Here is a 25,014-nt window from a genome sequence, read left to right on the forward strand (position 1 = left end):
TTAGTGAGTCACTTGAGGTGTGACTAACAGATAAGGACACAATAGAATGAATAGATAGTCATCTAAAATCACATAAATATTCACTTAAAGCCAACTAAAATGAATAACAAGCCAGTTAACACCAAAGGACAACCCTCTATGACTCGACGTCTCAGAAGGACGTCCTGTGACAGATTCAAAACCACGCATCGCCGGACTGCTGCTCGTTCCCCTTGCCTGGCTGTTCATAATCTTACTGACCAGCGCCCTGGTGAGAAGATCTCCTTAGTATTGATATGTTGTCGTCGGGCGACGAATCCCCGATAATAGGTCGCTCTCATTTTTGTCAGGCGGAATAATGACCGATTACCTGCTTCTTTTTATTGGCACAGTGCTGGTGAACAACTTCGTTCTGGTGAAGTTTCTCGGCCTTTGCCCCTTTATGGGCGTTTCCAAAAAACTGGAAACGGCTATAGGCATGGGGCTTGCCACTACTTTCGTCATTACGCTGGCCTCAATATGTGCATGGCTGGTGAATCATCTAATCCTGCTGCCGTTGGATCTGATCTACCTGCGCACCATGGCCTATATCCTGGTGATCGCAGTAGTGGTGCAGTTTACCGAAATGGTGGTGCGTAAAACCAGCCCCGACCTTTATCGTCTGCTGGGTATTTTTCTGCCGTTGATCACCACCAACTGCGCCGTACTTGGCGTGCCACTGTTAAGCGTCAATCTTAACCACTCTTTTTTGCAGGCCGCACTGTATGGTTTCAGCGCATCCCTGGGCTTCTCGCTGGTGATGGTGCTGTTTGCCGGCATTCGCGAGCGGCTGGTGCTGGCCGACGTGCCTGCGCCCTTTAAAGGATCGTCCATTGCGCTGGTCACGGCCGGACTGATGGCACTGGCATTTATGGGCTTCAGCGGACTGGTGAAATTCTGATGAGCGCGGTGTGGATTGCTATTGCAGTATTAAGCCTGCTGGGGCTGTTATTTGGCGGTCTGCTGGGCTACGCCTCACGCCGGTTCAAAGTGGAAGATGACCCCATCGTCGAGCAGATTGACGCGATCCTGCCGCAAAGCCAGTGCGGTCAGTGCGGCTATCCCGGCTGTCGGCCCTATGCGGATGCGGTTGGCAACAACGGTGAAATGATCAACAAATGTGCACCCGGCGGGAAGCAGACCATGCTCAAGCTGGCCACGCTGCTCAACATTGAACCGCAGCCGCTAGGCGATGAAGCGGCCCGCGAGCCTGAACGCAAAGTCGCCTGGATTGATGAGGCGAACTGTATCGGCTGCACCAAATGTATTCAGGCCTGCCCGGTTGATGCCATTGTTGGCGCGACACGTGCCATGCACACCGTATTGAGCGACGTCTGCACGGGCTGCGATCTTTGCATTACCCCCTGCCCGACCGACTGTATTGAAATGCGTCCGGTCGCAACCACGACCGACAACTGGAAGTGGGACCTGAAAACCATCCCGGTCAGAGTTATCCCAGTGGAACACCATGCGTAATCTGTTCAGGCTGTTTAAAAAAGATCAATTATGGGATTTCGATGGCGGTATTCATCCGCCTGAGATGAAAACCCAGTCCAACGGCACGTCACTACGTCAGCTGCCGCTCCCGACACACTTTATTATTCCGGTCAAACAGCATATCGGCCATGAAGGCGAGCTGCTGGTCAGCTCCGGCGATAAGGTCTTGCGTGGTCAGCCACTTACCTTTGGCCGGGGACGAATGCTGCCGGTTCATGCGCCAACGTCCGGCACGGTATCGCGTATTGCACCACACACCATTGCCCATCCGTCAGCGCTGGCCGAAATGTGCGTGTTTATCACGCCTGACGGCGAAGATCGCTGGTGCGAGCGCCAGCCGCTGGCGGACTATCAGCAGCGCGAACGTAGCGACATTATCAACCTTATCCATCAGGCAGGCGTGGCAGGACTGGGTGGCGCAGGCTTTCCTACCGCAACCAAGCTGAAAAGCGGTATTCGCGGCGTGAATACGCTGATCATTAACGCGGCAGAATGCGAACCTTATATCACCGCCGACGATCGTTTAATGCAGGATTGCGCGCAGGAGGTGCTGGAAGGCAGCCGGATTCTGGCGTGGTTGCTGCAGTCCGAACGCGTGCTGATTGGCATTGAAGATAACAAACCGCAGGCTATCACCGCGCTGAAAAAAGCGCTTGGCAAGGCAACTGATCTGCAAATACGCGTGATCCCCACCAAGTACCCGTCCGGCGGGGCTAAACAGCTGACCAAAATCCTGACCGGGCTGGAGGTGCCACACGGCGGCCGTTCGACGGATATCGGCGTGCTCATGCAGAACGTCGGTACCGCCTATGCGGTAAAGCGCGCCGTCATTGATGGCGAGCCGCTAACAGAGCGCGTGGTCACGCTCACCGGAGAATCGGTGGGTCAGCCTGGTAATGTCTGGGGGCGTATTGGTACACCTGTCAGTCACCTGCTTCGCCATGCGAATTTCACGCCCGCCAGTGAGCAAATGGTGATAATGGGCGGGCCGCTAATGGGCTTCACGCTGCCAACGCTGGACGTGCCGGTGGTCAAAATCACCAACTGTATTCTGGCACCGTCCGCCAGCGAAACGGGCGAACAGCCTGCTGAAAAATCCTGTATTCGCTGTAGCGCCTGCGCCGATGCGTGTCCGGCTGCCCTGCTGCCGCAGCAGCTTTACTGGTACAGCCGCGGCGGCGATCATGATAAGGCACGGGAACATAATATTGCCGACTGTATTGAATGCGGTGCCTGCGCCTGGGTCTGTCCCAGTAATATCCCGCTGGTGCAGTATTATCGTCAGGAGAAAGCCGAACTGCACGCGATCGATCTCGAAACCGAACGCACCGCGCAGGCTAAAGCCCGTTTTGAGGCGCGTCAGCAGCGACTTGAACGTGAAAAAACCGCCCGAGAATCCCGTTATCAGCAGGCCAAACACAGCGTAAGTCATAAAGAGAGCGGTGAGATTGCCGCTGCGCTGGCGCGAGTTAAAGCAAAACAGCAGTCAAGCGGAACAGACGGCAATTTAACGTCGGAAAATCTGACTGCTGCTGCACATCAGGCCGAAGCACTGGCGCAAAGCACGTGGCAGCAGCCAGTGGCTGAAACATCAACGCGCCTGGCAGACGACCCGCGCAAAGCGGTGGTGGAAGCCGCTATCGCCCGAGTTAAAGCGAAAAAAGCTGCACAGACCGCGACGCCAACTACCGATGCATTAACGTATGTGGCAGAAGCAGCACCGCCCACAGACGACCCGCGCAAAGCGCAGCATTCCATGCAAGAGGACTAAATGGCTTTTCGTATCGCGAGTTCGCCCTACACTCATAATCATCGCAGCACCAGCACCATTATGCTGCTGGTGCTTATCGCGTCCATCCCTGGTATAGCCGCCCAGTGGTACTTTTTTGGCTGGGGTAATCTGATTCAGGTTGGCATCGCGGCCATCGCCGGAATCGGTGCTGAAGCGCTAATTCTGAAGCTGCGTAAGTTGCCGCTGGCCAAAACGCTGGGTGATAACTCCGCCCTGCTTACTGCGTTGCTGTTAGGCATCAGCATTCCACCGCTGGCACCGTGGTGGCTGATCGTGATTGGCACGCTGTTTGCCGTCGTCATTTCCAAACAGCTCTATGGTGGACTGGGACAGAACCCGTTCAACCCTGCGATGGTTGGCTATGTGGTGCTGCTAATCTCGTTCCCGGTACAGATGACCAGCTGGCTGCCGCCAGAAGCACTGCAAACACTGACGCCAGGTTTCATTGATTCCCTCGGGGTGATTTTCCACGGTCATACTGCCGACGGCCACACCATGCAACAATTGCAGATGGATGTTGATGGCGTCAGCCAGGCCACGCCGCTGGATACCTTTAAGACCGGCTTACGGGCCGGACACAGCGCTGAACAGCTCCTTGCCGGGCCGATTTACTCCGGGGTCATTGCTGGTGCAGGCTGGCAATGGATCAATCTGGGGTATCTGGCTGGCGGCCTGTTTTTACTGTTTACCCGCAGCATTCGCTGGCATATTCCGGTCAGCTTCCTGCTGTCGCTGGCACTGTTTTCGACAATTGGCTGGTTGATTTCGCCCACGTCGCTGCTGTCGCCACTGCTTCATCTGTTCTCCGGTGCCACCATGCTCGGTGCCTTTTTCATCGTCACAGACCCGGTTACCGCTTCCACCACTAATAAGGGTCGGCTGGTTTACGGCGTGCTGATCGGTTTGCTGGTGTGGCTGATCCGCAGTTATGGCGGCTATCCAGACGGCGTAGCCTTTGCCGTGCTGCTGGCGAATATTACCGTGCCCTTAATTGATTACTATACGCAGCCGCGCGTTTACGGCCACCGTAAGGAGAAGTGATGCTGGATGCGATTCGTAAAAATGGCGTGACTCTGGCTATCTTTGCTGCGGTAACCACTGGCGTAACCGCCGTGATCAACACAGTGACCAGGCCAACCATTGAACACCAGACGGCGCTACAGCAGAAAATCCTGCTGGATCAGGTGGTTCCGCCAGAGCTATACAATAATGCCATTCAGAAAGAATGTTACCGCGTCACTGACCCGGCGCTGGGCAATGCCAGCCCGCACCGTCTCTATCTGGCGCGTAAAGACGATCAGCCCGTGGCCGTCGCCATTGAGACCACTGCGCCCGACGGCTATTCTGGTGCAATTCAGATGATTGTCGGCGCTGATTTTAAAGGTAAAGTGCTCGGCGTACGCGTGGTTGAACACCATGAGACACCGGGACTGGGTGACAAAATCGAACTGCGTATTTCCGATTGGATTAATTCGTTTAACGGCGTGCAGATTAAAAGCCAGCACGCCCCCCATTTCGCGGTAAAGAAGGACGGCGGCAACTTTGATCAGTTTACCGGTGCGACCATTACGCCAAGGGCGGTGGTGAATGCTGCAAAGCGCACCACCCTGTTTGTCGAAACCCTACCGCAGCGACTTAATTTGCTGCCTGACTGTGGAGAAACCAATGAGTGAAGCTAAAACGCTGCTGGTCGGCGGACTGTGGAAAAACAACTCGGCGCTGGTTCAGCTGCTGGGACTGTGCCCGCTGCTGGCAGTGACCTCAACCGCCACCAACGCGCTGGGTCTGGGCCTGGCCACCACCATGGTGTTGACCTGCACTAACAGTGCCATTTCCGCCTCGCGCCGCTGGGTACCCGCCGATATCCGTATTCCAATTTACGTGATGATTATTGCGGCGGTGGTCAGCTGCGTGGAGATGCTGATTAATGCCTATGCACACGGTCTTTATCAGTCGCTGGGCATTTTTATTCCGCTGATCGTCACTAACTGCATTGTGGTGGGACGCGCTGAAGCGGTCGCCTCACGCAGTAGCGTTCCGCTCTCCGCGCTGGACGGTATGGCAATTGGACTGGGTGCCACCAGCGTGATGGTAGTGCTCGGTTCGCTACGCGAAATTATCGGTAACGGCACGGTGTTTAACGGCGCCGATCAGCTACTTGGCCCCTGGGCGAAAGTGATGCGCATCCAGGTGGTGCATTTCGATTCGCCGATGCTGCTGGCCATGCTGCCGCCGGGTGCCTTTATCGGGCTGGGTATGCTGCTGGCAGCAAAATACCTGATTGATAATCGGATGCGCGCGGCCCGCAAGGCTGAACAGACCGCACAGCGTGAGCTGGATGGTAAAGCAGGTGCTCTATGAATAAAGATAAACGTCAGCAAATTTTGCTGCGGCTGCGGGATAATAATCCCCATCCCACCACCGAGCTAAATTTTACCACGCCATTTGAACTGCTGATTGCGGTGTTACTCTCCGCGCAGGCAACCGACGTCAGCGTCAATAAAGCTACCGCAAAGCTTTATCCGGTGGCGAACACACCAGCGGCAATGCTGGCACTTGGGGTTGACGGCGTAAAAGAGTACATCAAGACTATTGGCTTGTTTAACAGCAAAGCGGAAAATGTCATTAAAACCTGCCGTATCCTGCTGGACAAACATCAGGGCGAGATCCCGGAAAATCGGGAGGCACTGGAGGCCCTGCCCGGTGTGGGTCGTAAAACAGCTAACGTGGTACTCAACACCGCTTTTGGCTGGCCAACCATCGCGGTGGATACCCATATTTTTCGTGTCAGTAACCGCACCGGCTTTGCCCCGGGTAAAAACGTTGAGCAGGTGGAGGAAAAGCTGCTGAAAGTGGTGCCAAAGGCATTTAAGGTCGACTGCCACCACTGGCTAATCCTGCACGGACGTTATACCTGCATTGCCCGTAAGCCCCGCTGTAGCTCATGCCTGATTGAAGATTTGTGTGAATATGGCGATAAGGCGGAATGATTGCGCAATAGTGTCACAGGGTTCTTCTTCTCTCTTTACCAGGTAACCATTTAACGACGCCTGCTGGCCGTCTGCGTCATAAAACGGGCCCGCCTCCGCGCATACTGAAAAACCGCACGTCTGATAATCTGCCCCGCCAGCAGGCGCAGTCATATTCCCCGCTACAATGCCGGGGTGTCGGTCAACAACCCCGCTGGCCTTGAGTTAGTGTCAGGGCATTTCACATTTACTTATGATTTTAAGAACAACCTGAATATTTCCCCTCTGTTATCAGCCGCCCTGCATCTTTAAAATAGGATTTACTGACCGTTAAGGAGTATGAGTTACAATGATTTTTCGCTTTACGCTTGCTGCCATTACGGCGGCGCTGACGCTGACGGGCTGTGCGCAGCGAACCACTTCGCAGGTACAGGATTTTGCCAGCGGTTCGTCGCTGGTGACCTTCTCCCACGTTGACAGCCTTACCGATGACGGTTCTTTAATTATGGTGACGGTTGATGGTAAGGATGCCGAACCGCTGGTGCGCGGTGAAACCGCCGAATTACATATGGCTTCAGGAAAGCATAAAGTCGGCGGCTATGTTTCGACTCTGTTAGGCTATGGTCGCGTGACGATTCAGGCTATCGACGTGACTGCGGTACCGGGTCAGATTAAGCATGTTACCTATTCCGTGGTAAAAAATAAGCCAACATTTACAGAAACCGCACCCACTGCGGTGCCGCCACCCGCCAAAAAACCGGATGAGACTGTGCCAGTACAGGGTGGTCAGACGCAGGTGTCCGCCAGTGCCAAAAGCACCAGCGATACCGCTGCCGCCAGCCCCAATACCAGCTCGTCTGCTGCTGACAGCACTAAAACCACCAGCGACACCGCTGCCGCCAGTACCAATACCAGCTCGTCTGCTGCTGACAGCACTAAAACCACCAGCGACACCGCTGCCGCCAGCCCCAATACCAGCTCGTCTTCTGCTGACAGCACTAAAACCACCAGCAACACCGCTGCCGCCAGTACCAATACCAGCTCGTCTGCTACTGACAGCAATAAAACCACCAGCGATACCGCTGCCGCCAGTACCAATACCAGCTCGTCTGCTGCTGACAGCACTAAAACCACCAGCGACACCGCTGCCGTCTCTACGGGAATCTAACCCCCTGCTCAATGGCAGGAACCCTTGGTTTGCTTCTTAACTCAGGCAGGATGCGACATCACCCGCGCACAGAATAATCCGGTACTCCGTTGCCGGATTAAACAATGTCAGAGGTTTTCAGCCGCGAGATTGCGCTGAAGCCGGTAGTAATCGACCCCAGAGGCGGGCAGTGGGGTTCGGCTACGAAGGATGTCGGCCATTTTTTCAGCAATCATCACTGTTGGCGCGTTCAGGTTTCCGGTGGTGATCTGCGGCATAATCGATGCATCCACCACCCGCCGGCCTGCTATTCCATGGACCCGCCCTTCAGCATCCACAACTGCCATGTCATCGTAGCCCATCGCGCAGCTGCCGCAGGGATGATAGGCCGTTTCTGCATGCTCACGCACGAAGGCGTCAATTTGCTCGTCGCTCTGCACCGCGACACCGGGCTGGATTTCCTCGCCGCAATATTCCGCCAGTGCAGGCTGTTTCATGATTTCCCGCGTCAGGCGCACCGCGCTTCTGAATTCCTCCCAGTCGCGCGGCTCAGACATGTAGTTGAAGAAGATTGACAGCGCAGCATAGGGGTGTTTCGAGGTGAGTTTAACCCGTCCCCGACTGCGCGAGCGCATTGGTCCGACGTGAGCCTTAAAACCATGCTCTTTTACCGGGTTGCTACCGTTGTAATTAATGGCAACTGGCAAAAAGTGATATTGCAGGTCCGGCCAGTCCGGCCGATCATCACTGCGGATGAATCCCCCTGCCTCAAACTGGTTGCTGGCTCCGATGCCGGTGCCTTTAAACGGGGTTGTCCGCCTGAACCCCAGAAAATTCCGTCACCAAAGCTAAAGACCATATGATTTGCATGGCGTTGAATAAATTACGGGTTATGTGACGACTTTCAGCATCAGAATCGTTGTTTTCATGATTGTCACTCAACCGGTCGTTTACGTGACAACCCCCGCCGTTACTGGTTGCGGAAATATCCAGGTTTGCGGCGTAGACCCCCTAAACAACCATTCCGCGCCGATAGCCAGCTGGTTCCACCATTGCAGCGAAGGGTAAAGACTGACCGGCTTTTTACAGCGAAATTGCATATAAACTTCGAGGTGATCCTGAAGGTTTCGACCAACGCCGGGCAAAGCGTGTACCACGTTGATATCAAGCTCTCGCAGCCACTCTTCCGGTCCAACCCCAGAACGCTGAAGGATCTGCGGCGAAGCAATCGCACCCGCACAGAGCAACTTCACGGCTGGCGTTTGCCTGGTACGCTTTACCATTACGCATCCAGCACACGGCAGTGGCGGTTTTACCGCTGAACAGAATACGATCGGTTTGCGCATGGGTAATGATGGTCAGGTTCGGGCGCTGTTTTGCCACGTCCAGATAGCCTCTGGCGGTGCTGGAACAACACCCCTGCGGCGTAACGGTGCGATCCATCAGGCCAAAACCGTCCTGACGATAGCCGTTCAGATCGTCCGTTTCATTATGACCCGCCTGTTTTGCCGCATCAATAAAGGCACGAAACAGCGGGTTGTTTCCCGCTTTCGGCGTGGTAACACTCAGGTAGCCGTCTCCACCGTGCCAGTCATTTTCGCCGATATCACGCTTTTCAGCTTTGCGAAAGTAAGGGAGGCAATTGAGATAAGACCAACTTTCCAGCCCCGCTTTTTTCGCCCAGTTATCGTAGTCCATAGCGTTACCGCGTATATAACACATGCCATTGATCAGCGAGGAGTCGCCCAGACCTTACTGCAATCCCTGCATGTGTACAGCGATGTTTTCCTGAAAATTGGTATTGTTACCGCCGCGATAGCGCTGATTATGCTGCTGACGGCACCCAAACTAAATCGGATGGCGCAGGACGACCACTCAATGGCGAAGGGTAATGCGTAGCAGGTTCTGACGCTGTCATTCACAGGGCTGCAGCGATGTAGCCCTGTATTATCAAGGACGGCACCCCGCCCAAAACGCCGCTGGCTGTTCAAATAGTGCTTTGCTTCACAGATTATTCGACAGATCCGCCTGCCCGCTGCTGACTTTTCCACCCACCGACACTAAGCTGAAGACTGTGTTAGTCGTGCAATTGAAGGAGCAATTCAATGAAGCTTTACTACAAGCCGGGGGCCTGTTCACTTTCACCCCATATCGTTTTACGTGAGACCGGCATTGATTTCACGCTGATCAAAGTCGATTTGCAAAACAAAAAGACCGAGCAGGAAGAGGACTTTTTATTAGTTAATCCAAAAGGACAGGTGCCAACGTTGCAGTTCGATGATGGCAGTATCCTTACTGAAGGCGTTGCAATCGTACAGTATCTGGCCGATTGCAAGCCGGATCGCCAGCTGCTGGCACCAGTGGGCAGCCCGGCCCGATACCACACCATTGAGTGGCTGAATTTCATCGCCACCGAGTTGCACAAGGGTTTCGCACCTTTGTTCCGGCCCGATACGCCTGAAGAGTTAAAAGCTGGCCTGCGAAATCAGCTCGCGCAAAAATTCAGCTGGGTTGAAGATCAGCTACAGGATAAACAGTGGCTGACCGGTTCGCATTTCACCGTGGCAGATGCGTATCTGTTCACCGTATTGCGCTGGGCTGCGGTTGTCGGGCTGGATTTATCCGCTCACACATCACTCAATACGTGGTCTGACCGGGTGGCAGAACGCCCTGCGGTGTCAGAGGCGTTAAAGGCGGAAGGAATATAACACATTAGCACCGACCGCCGGGTGTCAATTCCTGCCCGGCGGCATTTTTTCCGGTGCGAGCATATTCAGCAATCGGTAATGTCAGGGCGTTTTTAAATTTTATTCACGGCTTAATCGATAACAAAATCCTTGCCATACTCGTCAATCCACGCATGCATAGTGTGATTTACTGCCAGGTTATTTTCTTTATGCATAAAAACCAGCTTATTCTTTAGCGATAATTCAAACACACCGTGTCCACTCCAGGAGTCAACGATGGCACCACGGTGAAAGAGTTCACCGGGTTTGATCACTACATAGTTGTGACTTAACGCCTTATTGCTGTAGATCGTGAAATCATTAATGCCCAGACAGTGTTTTATATGCAGTCCCATCTCAAGCGCCTGCATGTCACAATTCGCAAACCCTGTCTTACGGCATTTTTCCAGAGATTCAGTAAGCTGCTGCATATTCATTTCTATGCCACCCTTAAGCTTACCGTCAGAAGTACGGTAAATACTGTCATGTTGAAGAGCGGCAAGACTTGCCAGGGTATTTTGAGGAAAGCGCTTTTTGGCACACTGAATATATTGCTGGGCACGACGCATGGTTATACCTGAGTTAGCATCAAGTTTCTGCGGGTTATTAACCCTTGCCATGGCAAACTGATAACCCGTTGTCGTCAATGTTGTCCGGCTTTCAATCCTTCTGGATAAATCATTCAGCCTTTCATGCATCCCCCAGCCATTAATGTTTCTGGCCACTTCGGAAGCCGTTGCTGCATGAGATGACGTGCCTGCTGATGATTCAGGTTGGTTGTCATGATCGGAATGGTAAACGGCGTAAGGAGTATGATAGCGGCTGTTTACGTTCACGGTGAGTTCCTGAAAAATTAATGTATTTCCAGTCTGGGTGGCTTTTTTAATAACCTGGTTCTCATGTGGGTATAAATAAATCAACCCAAAAACGCCTGCTATTCCAGCGAGCAGGCGTCGGCATATTTCTAAAGAGTAAAAATCCGCCTTCATTGAAGTCGGCATCGATTGCGCCCTAAAAGGGCGTACCCAACCCCTTAAAAAGAAGTTTCTGGCAGTCCTGTTAGATTTCAATCAAAGACAATAAGGCAGAGCCAAAACCTGCTGATGACCACGCCTACAGGAGGTGGTTTTCAATTTGGAATAAATCAAACAGGAGATAACTTAACCGCTGAAAAGTGGTTAAGTGGTTGTGCAATGCTCTGCTGCGCCGCCACCAGCTGCAATTCATACTCACCCATTTCATGGGTTTTCAACATAACTTCATAAACGGCTGCGGTAACATGCTCCAGCGCCTGAGCTAACGGCATGCCATGCAATAAATCCACCAACAGCAACCCACTGGTTAAATCCCCGACGCCCACCGGCTGACGCACGCCGAAATCCACAAGAGGGCGGCTGATATGCCAGGCTTCGTCGCCCGTAACCAGCAGCATTTCAAAGCGGTCGCTACCTTGCCCTGCACGGGACAGATGCTTAACCAGTACAATCTTTGGTCCCCGGGCAATCAGCTCTCGTGCGCTGAACACCGCCTGTTCCACACTGTTGACGGCATGTCCGCTGAGGATCTCCAGCTCCAGCAGGTTCGGTGCAACGATGTCGCTGGCTGGCAGCGCAGCTTGTGTGTGAAATTTGGCAACGCCGGGCGCAACGATACAGCCCTTTTCTGGGTGCCCCATCACCGGATCGCAAAAATACCAGGCATCGGGATTCGCCTGCTTAACCTGACGCACGATGTCCGGGATCTGTTCACCCTGCTCTGCCGAACCGAGATAACCACTTAACACCGCGCTACAGATTTTCAGGCGATCGATACTGGCAATCCCCTGGACGATCTCACTCAGGTGGCTGGCAGGCATCACCATCCCGGTCCAGTGGCCATATTGCGTATGATTAGAAAACTGCACCGTGTTTAATGCCCAGACATTGGCCCCCATCCGCCGCATGGGGAACTCAGATGCGCTGTTTCCCGCATGCCCATAAACGGTATGCGACTGCACAGAAAGAATATTTTTCATTATACCCTGTGAGAAAAAGAGGCCGGTTAGACCGACCTTAAGCCAGGTGTTATTTCCAGACGATCAGGCAGTAATTTTTCTTGCCACGACGCAGAAGAGTGTAACGTCCATGCAAACGTTCAGCCGCATTGAAAACATATTCACTGTCAGGCTGCACAACACCATTGATGCTAACCGCGCTGGCTTCAATCAGCTTACGAGCCTGGCCGCGCGATGGGGCCAGCTCGCCATCGACCATCGCCTGCTGCAGATCCTGCCCCTGCGTCAGTTCAACGAACGGCACGCCATCCTGCGCCAGCTGTTGAAAGTCCGCTTCGGTCATTTCATCCAGGCTACCGGAGAAGAGGCTGTTAGTGATACGCTCTGCCGCTGCCAGACCTGCTGCACCATGTACCAGTCGGGTGACCTGCTGCGCAAGGACATATTGCGCACGCGGCGCTTTGCCACTTTTTTTATCTTCTTCTTCCAGCGCATTGATCTCGTCTAGGCTCATGAAAGTAAAGAACCTGAGGAAGCGGTAGACATCTGCATCCGCAGTGTTGATCCAGAACTGGTAGAATTTGTAAGGGCTGGTTTTTTTTGCATCAAGCCAGACCGCACCACCCTCGGTTTTGCCAAATTTAGTTCCATCTGATTTGGTGATCAGCGGCACGGTGAGGCCGAAAACCTGGTTTTGATGCAAACGGCGCGTCAGATCGATGCCGGAGGTGATGTTACCCCACTGATCGGAGCCACCAATCTGCAATACCACGCCATGACGCTCATTAAGGCAGGCAAAATCATAGCCCTGTAACAGGTTATAGGAGAATTCGGTGAAGGAGATGCCCTGGTCGTCGCGATTCAGTCGTTGCTTAACGGCTTCTTTATTGATCATCTGGTTAACTGAAAAGTGCTTACCGATATCGCGCAGAAAGGTTAGCACGTTCATTTGCCCAAACCAGTCGTAGTTGTTAGCCGCGATTGCGCTGTTGCTCCCGCATTCAAAATCAAGGAATGGCGCAACCTGACGGCGGATTTTTTCCACCCACTCGCCAACAGTTTCTGCGGTGTTAAGCTTGCGTTCATCTGCTTTAAAGCTGGGGTCGCCAATCATGCCGGTGGCACCGCCGACCAGCGCGACCGGACGGTGCCCCGCATCCTGAAAACGCTTGAGACACAGTAAGGGCACCAGATGTCCCAAATGCAGGCTGTCGGCCGTTGGATCGAAACCGCAATAGAGTGCGACTGGCCCCTGCGCCAGTCGTTCTGCTAACGCGTTTTCATCCGTAACCTGGGCTACCAGGCCCCGCTCCTGCAATTGTTTAATCAGACTACTGCTGGCCATCTGTGACTCCATGTAAAAATAAGTCTGCACCTTTACTGATTACTGATAAATCACTTTCCGACGAGGCACGGACGAAAAAAATGAGGTGTACAGGATAAAGCGCTGACGCACTCTGCACCAGCGCTTAACAGGATTATTTCGCGGGTTCAGGGAGCCAGACGATCAATTTTCCAGCTATCACCTTCACGCTGGTAGAAAAAACGGTCGTGTAAACGATGTTCTCCCCCCTGCCAAAACTCTATTGACTCAGGTTTAATGCGAAAGCCGCCCCAAAAACTGGGCAACGGAATCTCTCCCTGCTGGAACTTTTGTTTAAGTTCGAGAAATTTACCTTCGAGCACGCCCCTGGCAGAGATCCGGCTGGACTGTTTTGACACCCACGCGCCAATCTGGCTGTCACGGGGGCGGCTGTGGAAATATTTCACCACGTCGACAACAGAGAGTTTTTCAACAGCTCCCAGCACCATTACCTGCCGCTCAAGCATGTGCCACGGAAACAGCAGGCTAATGCGGGAATTTTCATCCAACTGCTGTGCCTTGCGGCTGCCAAGATTGGTATAAAACACCAGGCCACGCTGATCAAAATATTTCAGCAGAACAATGCGTTGGTAAGGCTGACCATGACGATCAACGGTTGCCACGCTCATCGCCGTGGGATCGGGTAACTGAGCTGCAACCGCCTGGCTCAACCAGTGTTCAAACAGGGTTAACGGATCGGCGGGCAGGTCTTTGCGTCGCAGTCCCCCGCGCGTGTACTCACGACGCAGGTGGGCAATCTGTTGCAGGCTATCGGTTTCGTTCATTATTCCGGCTTCGGCTAAAAGAGGGAAAAGCGCATTGTGCGCTCTGTACAGCAGGATTTCAACGGAGTAGCCCCGGCGGATAGCGCCATCATCCATACCCCACTGTGCTTATGTATGTTTGCCGCTTATCCAGTCAGAGGGTGACAATATCCGCGCCATTACCCGGAAAAGCTGCAGTGTGCATATCGTTGTGCTTCGACAAAACCGGGTTGAGATTTCTCGCTGCGCTTTGTTATTAAATGATATGCCGTTCTTGACAATCACGCATGCAAAAAGGATGTGGTATGGCCTGACGGCAATATCAGGCCAAAAAATCATCGAATTTTTAACTGCCCCCCGCAATAGCCATTCAGCGATGGCAGCCATTATTGGCTGGATAAATCACGCCCAGAATGGTTGCTTCCCGTGCGCCGGTCACCGAGGGCATGTTACCTGCTTCGCCTGAGAGTGTTTTGTAAGCCAGCCAGGCAAAAGCCAGTGCTTCCATATCATCAGCGCTTATGCCAACGCTGTCAGTTGAGGCGACTGCGGTGCCTGCTAACAGATGGGTCAACCTCGACATCAGCAGCCGATTTCGGCTACCGCCACCGCACACCAGCAACCGTTCACAGCCGCCATTTATCACGATCTGATCCACGATGGTCGTGGCAGTAAGTTCCACCAGCGTGGCCTGCACGTCCTGAGCAGACAAGTCAGGAAAGGATGCCAGCTGTTGTTCGATCCAGCCACGGTTAAAGTATTCCCTACCAGTGGATTTAGGCCCGGCGAGTGCAAACCAGGGATCGGCGAGCATCTTTTGTAATAGCGGATAACTTACATTTCCGCCACTGGCCCATCGACCACCACGATCATAGGATTCTTTTTTATACTGCCAAATCCAGGCATCCATCAACATATTCCCCGGTCCGGTGTCATAGCCACCCGGAGGTTGCCCGGGTAACAACAATGAAAGATTAGCAATGCCACCAACATTCAGTACCATCCTTCGCTCCAGCGGATGCATTAAAATGGCGTGGTGAAAAGCCGGAACAAGGGGCGCTCCCTGCCCACCCAGTGCCATATCCCGACGGCGAAAATCGCCCACAACGGTTATGCCGGTCGCGGCGACAATCTGGTTGTTGTCGCCAATCTGCAAAGTATTGGGCGCATCACCTTGTGGTTCATGCCAGACGGTCTGACCATGGCAGCCTATAGCCGCGATATCGTCTTTCTCCAGTCCTTCCCGATGAAGTAACGTTTGCACCGCTTCTGCAAACAGTCGACCCAGTCGCGTATCAAGCTGCCCTAGCTGTGACAGCGTGAGAGGCTGCCCCTGGCATACAGCGAGAATGTCCTGACGTATCGCTGCTGGCATCGGATGGCAGTAGCTTGCCTGTTGCGCCACCATCTGCTGGTCAATAGCTGCCAGCACAACGTCCACACCGTCAAGGCTGGTCCCTGACATCACCCCAATATAACGCCCTGATTTCATTTTTTGCGCCTCAACCATTCATATTAATCATCGCTATTCCCGGAGAGTCGCAAAATCAATAACGCAATACCATGATTGAACGTGCATTTTTAAACACCGTTACGTTTTTTCTCATTTCCGGCTATCTTATTGCTGATTGATGACCGGTTTATCGATGCCGGGTTATTCTCAACGCCTGCGTTTTTTTCAACAAAAGCAAGTTACATGCATGACTTGTGCCATATAATAACGTTGTTGATCGCTGCACGATTCACTGCAGCATGTGAATAATAAAGGAGTTCTGACCATGTTTAAGCGTATAGCCATTGTAGCCCTGACAAGTGTAACCTTAGCAGGCTGTGCCAATAACAACACGTTGTCTGGCGATGTTTACAGTGCTTCGGAAGCCCGCCAGGTTCAAAGTGTTACCTATGGTACACTGGTATCTGTTCGCCCGGTTCAAATTCAGGGTGGCGATGAAAATAATGTCATCGGCGCTATTGGTGGTGCGGTTCTGGGTGGTTTCCTCGGCAATACAGTTGGTGGCGGTACAGGGCGCAGCCTGGCAACGGCTGCTGGTGCAGTTGCTGGCGGCGTTGCTGGACAGGGTGTACAGGGAGCGATGAACAAGTCACAAGGTGTTGAACTGGAAATCCGTAAGGATGATGGCAACACTATAATGGTGGTCCAGAAACAGGCCGCAAGCCGTTTCGCTCCTGGTATGCGCGTAGCGATTGCTTCGAATGGCAGTCAGGTGACAGTGTCACCTCGTTAATCTAAAATCAACCGGCTTACGCCTAATGCCGATCATTTAAGGATCGGTTGACCGATCCGGTTTATGCGGTAAAAAGGGTTCTATGTTCATCATGGAACCCTTTTTAAATGGAACTTTCCCAGGCCCTCGGCATCATCAATGCCGCCACTCCTGAGCGCGCCCGTAGTCTCGCCGACCTTATTCCTCCCGAGCTTATTCAGCAGGCGCTCACCCTGACCGATACCGTTACTTTGCGTAAACGTAAACTTTCCCTCGAATCCATGATTTGGCTTGTCGTTGGGATGTCCATTTTTTGCGATCGTCCGATGACCGAAATCGTCAATCTGATGGATATTACTGACCGGACCGGAGCTCCTTTTACCGCACGCAGCGCTGTCATTCAGCGCCGTAAGACTCTGGGTGAAAATGCAGTGCGGGAGCTTTTTGATATCACACAGCAGCACTGGAATCAGCAGGCTGCACATCCAAAATGGCACGGTCTGAATCTGTTTGCTGTCGACGGCGTGGTCTGGCGTACCGCCGATACGCCGGAAAACAGAGCCGTCTTCAGTAAACACAGCAGCCAGTACGGCGAAGGCGGCTATCCTCAGGTGCGAATGGTTTGTCTGATGGAGCTGAGCAGCCATCTGATCGCCGCCAGTGCATTCGACAGTGAAAAAGTCAGTGAAATGCGGCTGGCTGAACACCTGACGGAGAAAACCCCGAATAACAGTATCACCCTGTTCGATAAGGGATTTTATTCGATGGGTCTGCTTCATCACTGGCAGACAGCAGGAGAACACCGTCACTGGTTGTTGCCGTTGAAAAAACACGTACAGTATCAGGTGGTTCGCCGTTTGGGGCGTGGAGATGAACTGATATGCCTGAAAACCAGTCCACGAGCCAGGAAGCAATGGCCAGGGGTCCCGGAAGAAATGGTGGCAAGACTGCTGACCCGCAGGGTAGACGGTAAAGAGAGGCAGGTGCTGACGTCACTGACAGACCCGAATCGCTATCCGGGTAAAGATATCAGCGAGCTATATCGCCACCGCTGGGAAACAGAACTGGGCTACCGGGAAGCAAAGCAGGGTATGCTGGACAGCCGGTGGACATTACGCAGTCGCCTGCCGGAGCTGGTGAGACAGGAGCTATGGGGGGTACTGCTGGCTTATAACCTGGTGCGATATCAGATGGTGCAGATGGCGTTCCATCTGAAAGGAGATTACCTGCCTTACCAGCTGAGCTTCAGTGGAGCGATAAGCGAAATAATCCGGATGCTGATAACCCTGCCCTGGGCTTCGCCGGGAAAAATGCCGGGAGAACTGAGAACCCTGTATGAACAGGCGAAATGGCTTGTGTTACCGGGTAGAAGAGAGCGAAGTTACCCGAGAGAGTTGAGGGTAAAGAGCAGGAAATATCCGGATAAAAAGGTTGCTGGTCACCTTAAGTGACCAGCATTAGGGGTAGGTCCGTGCGAAAAGAGAACCTGTTGTCTCAGCAACTGTCCCACAGTATTTGCAGCGGGCTGCAGAGATAAGCACTCATCAAAGATACTGTGACCGCGCCATTGTCAATGGGTGTTCTGTGTTTCAGGCAGCGGCCAGCCGCCCAGTCGTTTCCAGCGATTGACCAGTTCACAAAAAAGATCTGCAGTCTGCATTGTATCGTAGAGCGCTGAGTGTGCCTGCGTGTCGTCAAACGCCATGCCGGCCGCCGCGCAGGCTTTGGCCAGAACTGTCTGGCCAAGTACCAGACCACTCATTGCTGCGGTGTCAAAAGTAACGAACGGATGAAATGGATTGCGTTTGAGGCCGCTTCTTTCTGCGGCGGCATTGATAAAACTCAGGTCAAACGTGGCGTTGTGGGCCACCATGATAGCGCGGCTGCAGCCAAAATCCTTGATGCCTTTACGAACGATTTTGAATATAGCATGCAGTGCTTCATATTCACTTACGGCACCACGTAAGAGATTATTTGGATCGATGCCGTTAAACGCCAGCGCTTCCGGCTGTAGAACTGAACCTTCAAAAGGCTCAACGTGGAAATGCATTGTCTGATCTTTCTCCAGCCAGCCATTACGATCCATTTTTAACGTTATGGCTGCCACTTCCAGCAATGCATTGGTTTTGGCGTCGAATCCTGCAGTTTCAACATCAATCACTACCGGATAATAGCCACGAAAACGGTCGCTGAGGGTATTCAGTTGGTTCGATTCAGACATCAGGATCTCACAGGTAAAAAAGGCAGCACACATTATGACAAATTTCATTGCCGGATGCAGCATGGGGAAGGGAGCAAGGGCACCTGCTGGTGCCCTGAAGGGTTATGCGCTAATACCATGACCCGCGTGTTTATTTTCAATGAGCTCGATTTTATACCCGTCTGGATCTTCAACAAACGCAATAACGGTTGTCCCACCTTTGACCGGACCGGCTTCACGCGTTACATTCGCGCCATCTTTGCGAATGCGTTCACAGGTTGCGGCCACGTCATCAACGCCCAGTGCAATGTGACCATAAGCGTTGCCCAGATCATAGCTATCAACACCCCAATTCCAGGTCAGCTCAATTACGGCGCCTTCGCTTTCCTCGGTATAGCCAACAAAGGCAAGATTGTACTTATATTCCTTGTTTTCACTGGTACGAAGCAGGCGCATACCTAGAACTTTGGTATAAAAATCAATGGAGCGCTGTAAATCACCAACGCGTAACATGGTATGAAGCAGACGCATAATATCCTCTGTAATAAAAGCGTCATCATTTGATGACGGAAAAAACAGTATAGCGCCGAGTGGGGCAGATAACTGCCCCACTTTATCTACTTAGCACCTAAAGCGGGATAATCCGTATAGCCATGCGCATCACAACCGTAGAAAAATGCAGGCCGGGATCCGTTCAGCGAGGCATTATACTGTAAACGTTCGACGAGGTCTGGATTTGTGATATAGGTGCGTCCAGGAGCTACGGCATCGGTTAATCCCTGCTCAATCAGGCTTTCTGCTTTTGCCGCCGTATACGAACCTGCACCAACGATTACGCCGGGGAAGGTAGCCCGGATGGCTTTACGGAATGCTTCACTATAAGGTTTGCCACCTGCCCAGTCTGGTTCGGAAATGTATAGATAAGCAAGGTTACGTTTTGCCAGTTCGCCAATGTAATAAAGCGCGGCTTCTTTCTGATCATCACCGTTGTCCGGACCATTAAATGGCCTACAGCGGTGAAATACGGATCCCATACGGTCGGCACCCCAACCCGAAATGGCGGTGTCCACCACTTCAAGGGCAAAACGCGTGCGTTTCTCTCGCCACCGTAACCCAGTGTGCGGCGACGGCACAACATGCTTGCTTCTTTATTTGCGTTTATCGAACAAGTCATAACTTTTTTGTAACATCCGTTAGGATGGATAATGGTGTATAAGATGCAATATCATTGCCCGTATATTTTATTTACGGTTTGCTGGTGAGGTTGCTTTCATTGCGGCGTGCCGTAAGAGCGTAATATCCAGATTGTCATTAATGCATCAGGAGTGACGGTGGCGGAGCAACTCGAATTTTTTCCGGTTCCAAGCCCATGTCGTGGGATCTGTCAAACCGATCCACGTGGCTATTGCCATGGCTGCATGCGCAGTCGTGACGAGCGTTTTAACTGGATGAAATACAGCGATACACAAAAACGTGATGTGTTACGGCTTTGCCGTCAGCGATTATTACGTCAGCAACGAAGCGAAAAAAACGACCTTCCGTCTGCGCCAGAGCAACCTTCATTATTTTAAATTTTTGTCAGCGTCAGCAGGTAGGCGTTACGGCTGCAATCAGGCAGTTATATCAGCCTGCCAGGCACGTTTCTTTCCGGCTTTGACCTCCCTCAGCACTCTGCCATTTCACTGTATTTTAAAATAACTTACTCAGTGAACGGGGCTTAATAACTGAATCTCCGATCGTTTGCTGCAATGTTTATCAGGCGTCGAATTAACTGTGCAATTTAGGTGTGGAGAGTGAGTTTTCCATCTTAACTGGCTAAAAATATCTTCAAAATATGTTAAAGTTATTGTGACAACGTCACAATGATGGGTTTATATAATAATGAATCCTCTCGAGTACGATCCTGGATTTTTGTGCAAAAACGCGCCAGTGAATCACTCATTGTCGAATGCAGAAAGTGGCCGTTAACGGCAAAGTAAACGGACTGCTTCTACAGAGTCTTTGCAAGTGCCATTGCTTCATAACGTTCTGCGCCTTTACGCCAGAAATTTCTGATAATTATCGCCGATCAGATTAGCGAAAGCGCCAGAAAAGAAATTTAAAGGTAAATTCTGACAAAGGCGTATAGCAAATTTTACCTTAATTAAGTTAATTTCAGGGCGTAAAAACAATAAATAGCATGATAAAAAATAGGGATATGCCTCTTAACCCTCCTGAAAGACGAAATGGTGTCGACGGCGGGGGCGGTATATATTGAGAGGCTGACGCGTCACTGGAGTTATGTTAATTCGTTCTTACCATTGACTTCTTCATCATAAGGAAGCCGTATCCTGAATTTGTATTTTGATCGTTAAACTCGCAGAATAGTTCAGATTGACGCATGACAGATAGCAAGCTAATTATAAGGAGATGAAATTGGATGCATCTTTAGGAACGTATCTCGCAAGATTAGTGCGTATCTGGCGGTCATTAATCGATCAACGCTTGAAACCGCTGGAATTAACCCAAACACACTGGGTAACTTTGCACAATATTCATCAATTGCCACCGGAACAGTCTCAAATCCAGCTGGCAAAAGCGATTGGAATAGAACAGCCTTCGCTGGTGCGCACCCTGGACCAGCTTGAGGATAAGGGCTTAATTGTTCGTACTACCTGTGCCAGTGACCGGCGCGCTAAACGAATCACACTGACTGAGCAAGCTGCATCGATTATTTGCCAGGTTGAGAATGTTATTAATGCTACGCGGGATGACATCCTCACGGGTATCTCCTCTGAGGACATCGACAGAATGGTCACGCTAGTTGCGCGGCTGGAAAAAAACATTCTGCAATTACAAAGCCGGGACGAATGAGAAAGAAGTGTCTGGTGTGAGAAGCAAGTTGGGCGAGTTCAGCTTTTACACTGAAGTCAAAAAAATCAACCGGCGTAAGCCTAATGTGTATTAGTCGCGACTTGATCTGACAATGGGCCTTGAAAGGTTGAGAGTTACCGGTTTTGATATGGGTGTCGAATCCTTATACAAAACGCGAGGTAACTCTCATGCTTCATACTAACAATCCCATCATCAAACACAAAGCCGGTTTACTCAATCTGGACGAAGAGCTCGGTAACGTATCAAAAGCCTGTAAGATCATGGGCGTGTCGCGAGACACGTTTTACCGTTATCAGGAACTGGCTGAAGAAGGCGGTATTGATGCGCTGGTTAATCAAAGTCGTAGGGTACCCAACCTGAAGAACCGCGCCGATGAGGCCACGGAACGTGCGGTTGTTGAGTACGCCGTTGAGTTCCCGGCTCATGGTCAGCATCGGACTAGCAATGAACTTCGTAAAAAAGGCGTGTTTATCTCCGGCAGCGGCGTGCGCTCCATCTGGCAACGACACGACCTGGAGAACTTCCGTAAACGCCTGAAGGCGCTTGAGGAGAAAGTCGCTAAAGAAGGCATTGTGCTTACCGATGCCCAAATCGCAGCGCTGGAGAAAAAGGCGCATGATGATGAGGCCAGCGGCGAAATCGAGACGGCACATCCGGGTTATCTGGGCTCGCAGGACACCTTCTACGTGGGCAATCTGAAAGGTGTTGGCCGTATCTACCAGCAGACGTTTGTGGATACGTACTCAAAAGTGGCACACTGCAAGCTGTATACAAGTAAAACGCCGATCACCGCCGCCGACCTGCTCAATGATCGCGTATTGCCGTTCTACGAGGCTCAGGGACTGCCGATGCTGAGAATACTGACCGACAGGGGTACGGAGTACTGTGGTAAAGTGGAGCAGCATGATTATCAGCTTTATCTGGCCATCAACGATATCGACCATACGAAAACGAAGGCGATGTCTCCACAGACGAACGGTATCTGCGAGCGCTTCCATAAAACCATTTTGCAGGATTTTTATCAGGTTACGTTCCGCAAGAAGTTATATGGAGACCTGGAAAGCCTGCAGGCAGATCTGGACAACTGGTTGTGGCATTACAATAATGAGCGAACTCATCAGGGTAAAATGTGCTGCGGGCGTACGCCAATGGCAACTTTACTTGATGGTAAACGGGTCTGGGCAGAAAAAAATCTGAACCAGATTTAATCTGACAGACACCTGTATAAATAACCGGTAACTGTCAGATCAGGTCTGAGCTAGTACACCTAATGCTGGTCACTTAAGGTGACCAGCAACCTTTTTATCCGGATATTTCCTGCTCTTTACCCTCAACTCTCTCGGGTAACTTCGCTCTCTTCTACCCGGTAACACAAGCCATTTCGCCTGTTCATACAGGGTTCTCAGTTCTCCCGGCATTTTTCCCGGCGAAGCCCAGGGCAGGGTTATCAGCATCCGGATTATTTCGCTTATCGCTCCACTGAAGCTCAGCTGGTAAGGCAGGTAATCTCCTTTCAGATGGAACGCCATCTGCACCATCTGATATCGCACCAGGTTATAAGCCAGCAGTACCCCCCATAGCTCCTGTCTCACCAGCTCCGGCAGGCGACTGCGTAATGTCCACCGGCTGTCCAGCATACCCTGCTTTGCTTCCCGGTAGCCCAGTTCTGTTTCCCAGCGGTGGCGATATAGCTCGCTGATATCTTTACCCGGATAGCGATTCGGGTCTGTCAGTGACGTCAGCACCTGCCTCTCTTTACCGTCTACCCTGCGGGTCAGCAGTCTTGCCACCATTTCTTCCGGGACCCCTGGCCATTGCTTCCTGGCTCGTGGACTGGTTTTCAGGCATATCAGTTCATCTCCACGCCCCAAACGGCGAACCACCTGATACTGTACGTGTTTTTTCAACGGCAACAACCAGTGACGGTGTTCTCCTGCTGTCTGCCAGTGATGAAGCAGACCCATCGAATAAAATCCCTTATCGAACAGGGTGATACTGTTATTCGGGGTTTTCTCCGTCAGGTGCTCAGCCAGCCGCATTTCACTGACTTTTTCACTGTCGAATGCACTGGCGGCGATCAGATGGCTGCTCAGCTCCATCAGACAAACCATTCGCACCTGAGGATAGCCGCCTTCGCCGTACTGGCTGCTGTGTTTACTGAAGACGGCTCTGTTTTCCGGCGTATCGGCGGTACGCCAGACCACGCCGTCGACAGCAAACAGATTCAGACCGTGCCATTTTGGATGTGCAGCCTGCTGATTCCAGTGCTGCTGTGTGATATCAAAAAGCTCCCGCACTGCATTTTCACCCAGAGTCTTACGGCGCTGAATGACAGCGCTGCGTGCGGTAAAAGGAGCTCCGGTCCGGTCAGTAATATCCATCAGATTGACGATTTCGGTCATCGGACGATCGCAAAAAATGGACATCCCAACGACAAGCCAAATCATGGATTCGAGGGAAAGTTTACGTTTACGCAAAGTAACGGTATCGGTCAGGGTGAGCGCCTGCTGAATAAGCTCGGGAGGAATAAGGTCGGCGAGACTACGGGCGCGCTCAGGAGTGGCGGCATTGATGATGCCGAGGGCCTGGGAAAGTTCCATTTAAAAAGGGTTCCATGATGAACATAGAACCCTTTTTACCGCATAAACCGGATCGGTCAACCGATCCTTAAATGATCGGCATTAGGACCTACCCCTGCTGATTTTTGTTTGACTCGCGCAGTGGGCGTCTTTTAACAGATCAAACAGGCTATACAACGCGGCTTGCCGCTTTAGGACATCTCTGGTCAGCAGAAGTTGGGAATTTGCCCGACAAAAAAGGCAGGTAACTTTCATTACCTGCCTTGCTAAAAGCCGAAATAACTTATTCAGCTGCGTCAGAAGGATATTTTTGCGCCGTCTCTTTAATAAGCGGTTGCAATTCACCACGCTGATACATTTCGATAATAATGTCGCACCCCCCAACTAACTCACCATCAACCCATAGTTGAGGAAATGTCGGCCAGTTGGCATATTTAGGCAATTCCGCGCGGATGTCCGGGTTTTGCAAGATATCAACATAAGCAAAACGCTCTCCGCAGGCCGAAAGCGCCTGCACGGCCTGAGCCGAGAAACCACAGCTTGGCAATTTTGGCGAGCCTTTCATGTACAGCAGGATAGGGTTTTCTGCTATCTGGCGCTCAATTTTTTCAACAGTACTCATCAATCACTTCCTCAAAGGGATACTTCGTGTCTGGTTATTGTAGCGATTCTGCACCGCGGGTAAAACGACATTTTCAGCGGGGTTAACATGCAGGGAAGATATTGCTTTTAATCCGACAGTTCCAAAAATTTCCGCAGGTTTCAATTTATCTGGCGGTTGTACAACATTAATACGTCAGCCGTCCGCTAATCTCTCTGATTATGAGCAAATAAAATCAACATTCTGATTTTTATTATAAAATAATA

Annotated in this window: 23 protein-coding genes and 4 pseudogenes; 15 read left to right on the plus strand and 12 right to left on the minus strand. The window is 51.8% G+C overall.

Annotated features, from left to right (window positions below; translation table 11 throughout):
• Nucleotides 1–337: 337 nt before the first annotated feature.
• From rsxA to LU633_RS13945, 8 genes are all read left to right on the plus strand, one after another.
• Nucleotides 338–919, plus strand: a complete 582-nt coding sequence (gene rsxA, locus LU633_RS13910; protein WP_016169785.1) for an electron transport complex subunit RsxA — start codon at nucleotides 338–340, stop codon at nucleotides 917–919.
• Nucleotides 919–1,494 carry an electron transport complex subunit RsxB gene (gene rsxB / locus LU633_RS13915; RefSeq protein ID WP_016169786.1) on the plus strand — a complete coding sequence of 192 codons (576 nt, stop codon included), beginning with the start codon at nucleotides 919–921 and terminating at the stop codon, nucleotides 1,492–1,494. The genes rsxA and rsxB overlap by 1 nt, the downstream gene beginning before the upstream one ends.
• Nucleotides 1,487–3,286 carry an electron transport complex subunit RsxC gene (gene rsxC / locus LU633_RS13920; protein ID WP_016169787.1) on the plus strand — a complete coding sequence of 600 codons (1,800 nt, stop codon included), beginning with the start codon at nucleotides 1,487–1,489 and terminating at the stop codon, nucleotides 3,284–3,286. The genes rsxB and rsxC overlap by 8 nt, the downstream gene beginning before the upstream one ends.
• The gene (rsxD, locus tag LU633_RS13925) at nucleotides 3,287–4,348 is read left to right on the plus strand and encodes an electron transport complex subunit RsxD (protein ID WP_016169788.1); all 1,062 of its coding nucleotides are present in this window, start codon (nucleotides 3,287–3,289) and stop codon (nucleotides 4,346–4,348) included.
• Nucleotides 4,348–4,980, plus strand: coding sequence for an electron transport complex subunit RsxG (rsxG, locus tag LU633_RS13930; protein ID WP_016169789.1), 633 nt, complete (start codon nucleotides 4,348–4,350; stop codon nucleotides 4,978–4,980). Before rsxD ends, rsxG begins: the two co-directional genes overlap by 1 nt.
• Nucleotides 4,973–5,668, plus strand: a complete 696-nt coding sequence (locus tag LU633_RS13935; protein ID WP_016169790.1) for an electron transport complex subunit E — start codon at nucleotides 4,973–4,975, stop codon at nucleotides 5,666–5,668. The genes rsxG and LU633_RS13935 overlap by 8 nt, the downstream gene beginning before the upstream one ends.
• Nucleotides 5,665–6,297, plus strand: coding sequence for an endonuclease III (gene nth, locus LU633_RS13940; RefSeq protein WP_016169791.1), 633 nt, complete (start codon nucleotides 5,665–5,667; stop codon nucleotides 6,295–6,297). The genes LU633_RS13935 and nth overlap by 4 nt, the downstream gene beginning before the upstream one ends.
• 328 nt (nucleotides 6,298–6,625) lie before the next feature.
• Nucleotides 6,626–7,444: a hypothetical protein gene (locus tag LU633_RS13945; RefSeq protein ID WP_016169792.1), complete on the plus strand. Its 819-nt coding sequence runs from the start codon at nucleotides 6,626–6,628 to the stop codon at nucleotides 7,442–7,444.
• Nucleotides 7,445–7,551: 107 nt separating this feature from the next.
• Here LU633_RS13945 and LU633_RS13950 read toward each other — a convergent pair.
• A pseudogene (locus tag LU633_RS13950) lies at nucleotides 7,552–8,226 on the minus strand (GMC oxidoreductase); the annotation flags it as partial.
• 210 nt (nucleotides 8,227–8,436) lie between these two features.
• Nucleotides 8,437–9,175, minus strand: a pseudogene (locus LU633_RS13955) (GMC family oxidoreductase N-terminal domain-containing protein); the annotation flags it as partial.
• 3 nt (nucleotides 9,176–9,178) lie between these two features.
• On the opposite strand from LU633_RS13955, the pseudogene LU633_RS13960 reads away from it, so the two are divergent.
• Together LU633_RS13960 and gstA are read left to right on the plus strand one after the other, a co-directional pair.
• Nucleotides 9,179–9,322 (plus strand): annotated as a pseudogene (locus LU633_RS13960) (hypothetical protein); the annotation flags it as partial.
• A gap of 206 nt (nucleotides 9,323–9,528) precedes the next feature.
• Nucleotides 9,529–10,131, plus strand: coding sequence for a glutathione transferase GstA (gene gstA, locus LU633_RS13965; protein WP_016169794.1), 603 nt, complete (start codon nucleotides 9,529–9,531; stop codon nucleotides 10,129–10,131).
• Nucleotides 10,132–10,241: 110 nt separating this feature from the next.
• On the opposite strand, the gene LU633_RS13970 is transcribed toward gstA, so the two are convergent.
• From LU633_RS13970 to anmK, 5 genes are all read right to left on the minus strand, one after another.
• Nucleotides 10,242–11,138, minus strand: a complete 897-nt coding sequence (locus tag LU633_RS13970; protein WP_200896930.1) for a hypothetical protein — start codon at nucleotides 11,136–11,138, stop codon at nucleotides 10,242–10,244.
• Between the two features lie 155 nt (nucleotides 11,139–11,293).
• A complete protein-coding gene (gene pdxY, locus LU633_RS13975) occupies nucleotides 11,294–12,163 on the minus strand; it encodes a pyridoxal kinase PdxY (RefSeq protein ID WP_016169796.1) in 870 nt (289 codons plus the stop codon).
• Between the two features lie 49 nt (nucleotides 12,164–12,212).
• Complete coding sequence (gene tyrS / locus LU633_RS13980) at nucleotides 12,213–13,487, minus strand: tyrosine--tRNA ligase (RefSeq protein ID WP_016169797.1); 1,275 nt, start codon at nucleotides 13,485–13,487, stop codon at nucleotides 12,213–12,215.
• A 146-nt stretch (nucleotides 13,488–13,633) separates the two neighbouring features.
• Nucleotides 13,634–14,290 (minus strand): pyridoxamine 5'-phosphate oxidase, encoded by a 657-nt coding sequence (gene pdxH / locus LU633_RS13985; RefSeq protein WP_016169798.1) that lies wholly within the window; start codon nucleotides 14,288–14,290, stop codon nucleotides 13,634–13,636.
• 349 nt (nucleotides 14,291–14,639) lie between these two features.
• Nucleotides 14,640–15,761 (minus strand): anhydro-N-acetylmuramic acid kinase, encoded by a 1,122-nt coding sequence (gene anmK / locus LU633_RS13990; protein WP_016169799.1) that lies wholly within the window; start codon nucleotides 15,759–15,761, stop codon nucleotides 14,640–14,642.
• A gap of 286 nt (nucleotides 15,762–16,047) precedes the next feature.
• Here anmK and slyB point away from each other — a divergent pair, with 286 nt between their 5' ends.
• Nucleotides 16,048–16,515 carry an outer membrane lipoprotein SlyB gene (gene slyB / locus LU633_RS13995; RefSeq protein WP_016169800.1) on the plus strand — a complete coding sequence of 156 codons (468 nt, stop codon included), beginning with the start codon at nucleotides 16,048–16,050 and terminating at the stop codon, nucleotides 16,513–16,515.
• A gap of 107 nt (nucleotides 16,516–16,622) precedes the next feature.
• Nucleotides 16,623–17,945, plus strand: a complete 1,323-nt coding sequence (locus LU633_RS14000; protein ID WP_046371900.1) for an IS4 family transposase — start codon at nucleotides 16,623–16,625, stop codon at nucleotides 17,943–17,945.
• A 119-nt stretch (nucleotides 17,946–18,064) separates the two neighbouring features.
• Here LU633_RS14000 and rnt read toward each other — a convergent pair whose 3' ends face one another.
• The 3 genes and pseudogenes from rnt to LU633_RS14015 form a co-directional block, all read right to left on the minus strand.
• Complete coding sequence (gene rnt / locus LU633_RS14005; RefSeq protein WP_016169801.1) at nucleotides 18,065–18,715, minus strand: ribonuclease T; 651 nt, start codon at nucleotides 18,713–18,715, stop codon at nucleotides 18,065–18,067.
• 102 nt (nucleotides 18,716–18,817) lie between these two features.
• Complete coding sequence (gene gloA, locus LU633_RS14010) at nucleotides 18,818–19,225, minus strand: lactoylglutathione lyase (RefSeq protein ID WP_016169802.1); 408 nt, start codon at nucleotides 19,223–19,225, stop codon at nucleotides 18,818–18,820.
• Nucleotides 19,226–19,311: 86 nt separating this feature from the next.
• A pseudogene (locus LU633_RS14015) lies at nucleotides 19,312–19,794 on the minus strand (oxidoreductase); the annotation flags it as partial.
• A gap of 231 nt (nucleotides 19,795–20,025) precedes the next feature.
• On the opposite strand from LU633_RS14015, the gene LU633_RS14020 reads away from it, so the two are divergent.
• The 3 genes from LU633_RS14020 to LU633_RS14030 all read left to right on the plus strand — a co-directional run bounded on the left by LU633_RS14020 (nucleotide 20,026) and on the right by LU633_RS14030 (nucleotide 22,776).
• Nucleotides 20,026–20,265 carry a DUF1289 domain-containing protein gene (locus tag LU633_RS14020; protein ID WP_071598843.1) on the plus strand — a complete coding sequence of 80 codons (240 nt, stop codon included), beginning with the start codon at nucleotides 20,026–20,028 and terminating at the stop codon, nucleotides 20,263–20,265.
• 844 nt (nucleotides 20,266–21,109) lie between these two features.
• Complete coding sequence (slyA, locus tag LU633_RS14025; RefSeq protein WP_016169806.1) at nucleotides 21,110–21,547, plus strand: transcriptional regulator SlyA; 438 nt, start codon at nucleotides 21,110–21,112, stop codon at nucleotides 21,545–21,547.
• Nucleotides 21,548–21,735: 188 nt separating this feature from the next.
• On the plus strand, nucleotides 21,736–22,776 hold the full coding sequence (locus LU633_RS14030; RefSeq protein ID WP_046371818.1) for an IS481 family transposase: 1,041 nt from the start codon (nucleotides 21,736–21,738) through the stop codon (nucleotides 22,774–22,776).
• A gap of 69 nt (nucleotides 22,777–22,845) precedes the next feature.
• Here the strand turns inward: LU633_RS14030 and LU633_RS14035 are convergent, their stop codons facing one another.
• Both LU633_RS14035 and LU633_RS14040 read right to left on the minus strand, forming a co-directional pair.
• Nucleotides 22,846–24,168 carry an IS4 family transposase gene (locus tag LU633_RS14035; RefSeq protein WP_046371900.1) on the minus strand — a complete coding sequence of 441 codons (1,323 nt, stop codon included), beginning with the start codon at nucleotides 24,166–24,168 and terminating at the stop codon, nucleotides 22,846–22,848.
• A gap of 262 nt (nucleotides 24,169–24,430) precedes the next feature.
• Nucleotides 24,431–24,772: a Grx4 family monothiol glutaredoxin gene (locus tag LU633_RS14040; RefSeq protein WP_161796966.1), complete on the minus strand. Its 342-nt coding sequence runs from the start codon at nucleotides 24,770–24,772 to the stop codon at nucleotides 24,431–24,433.
• Between the last annotated feature and the right edge of the window lie 242 nt (nucleotides 24,773–25,014).

Origin of the sequence: Erwinia tracheiphila, assembly GCF_021365465.1 — a bacterium.
GTDB lineage: Bacteria > Pseudomonadota > Gammaproteobacteria > Enterobacterales > Enterobacteriaceae > Erwinia > Erwinia tracheiphila.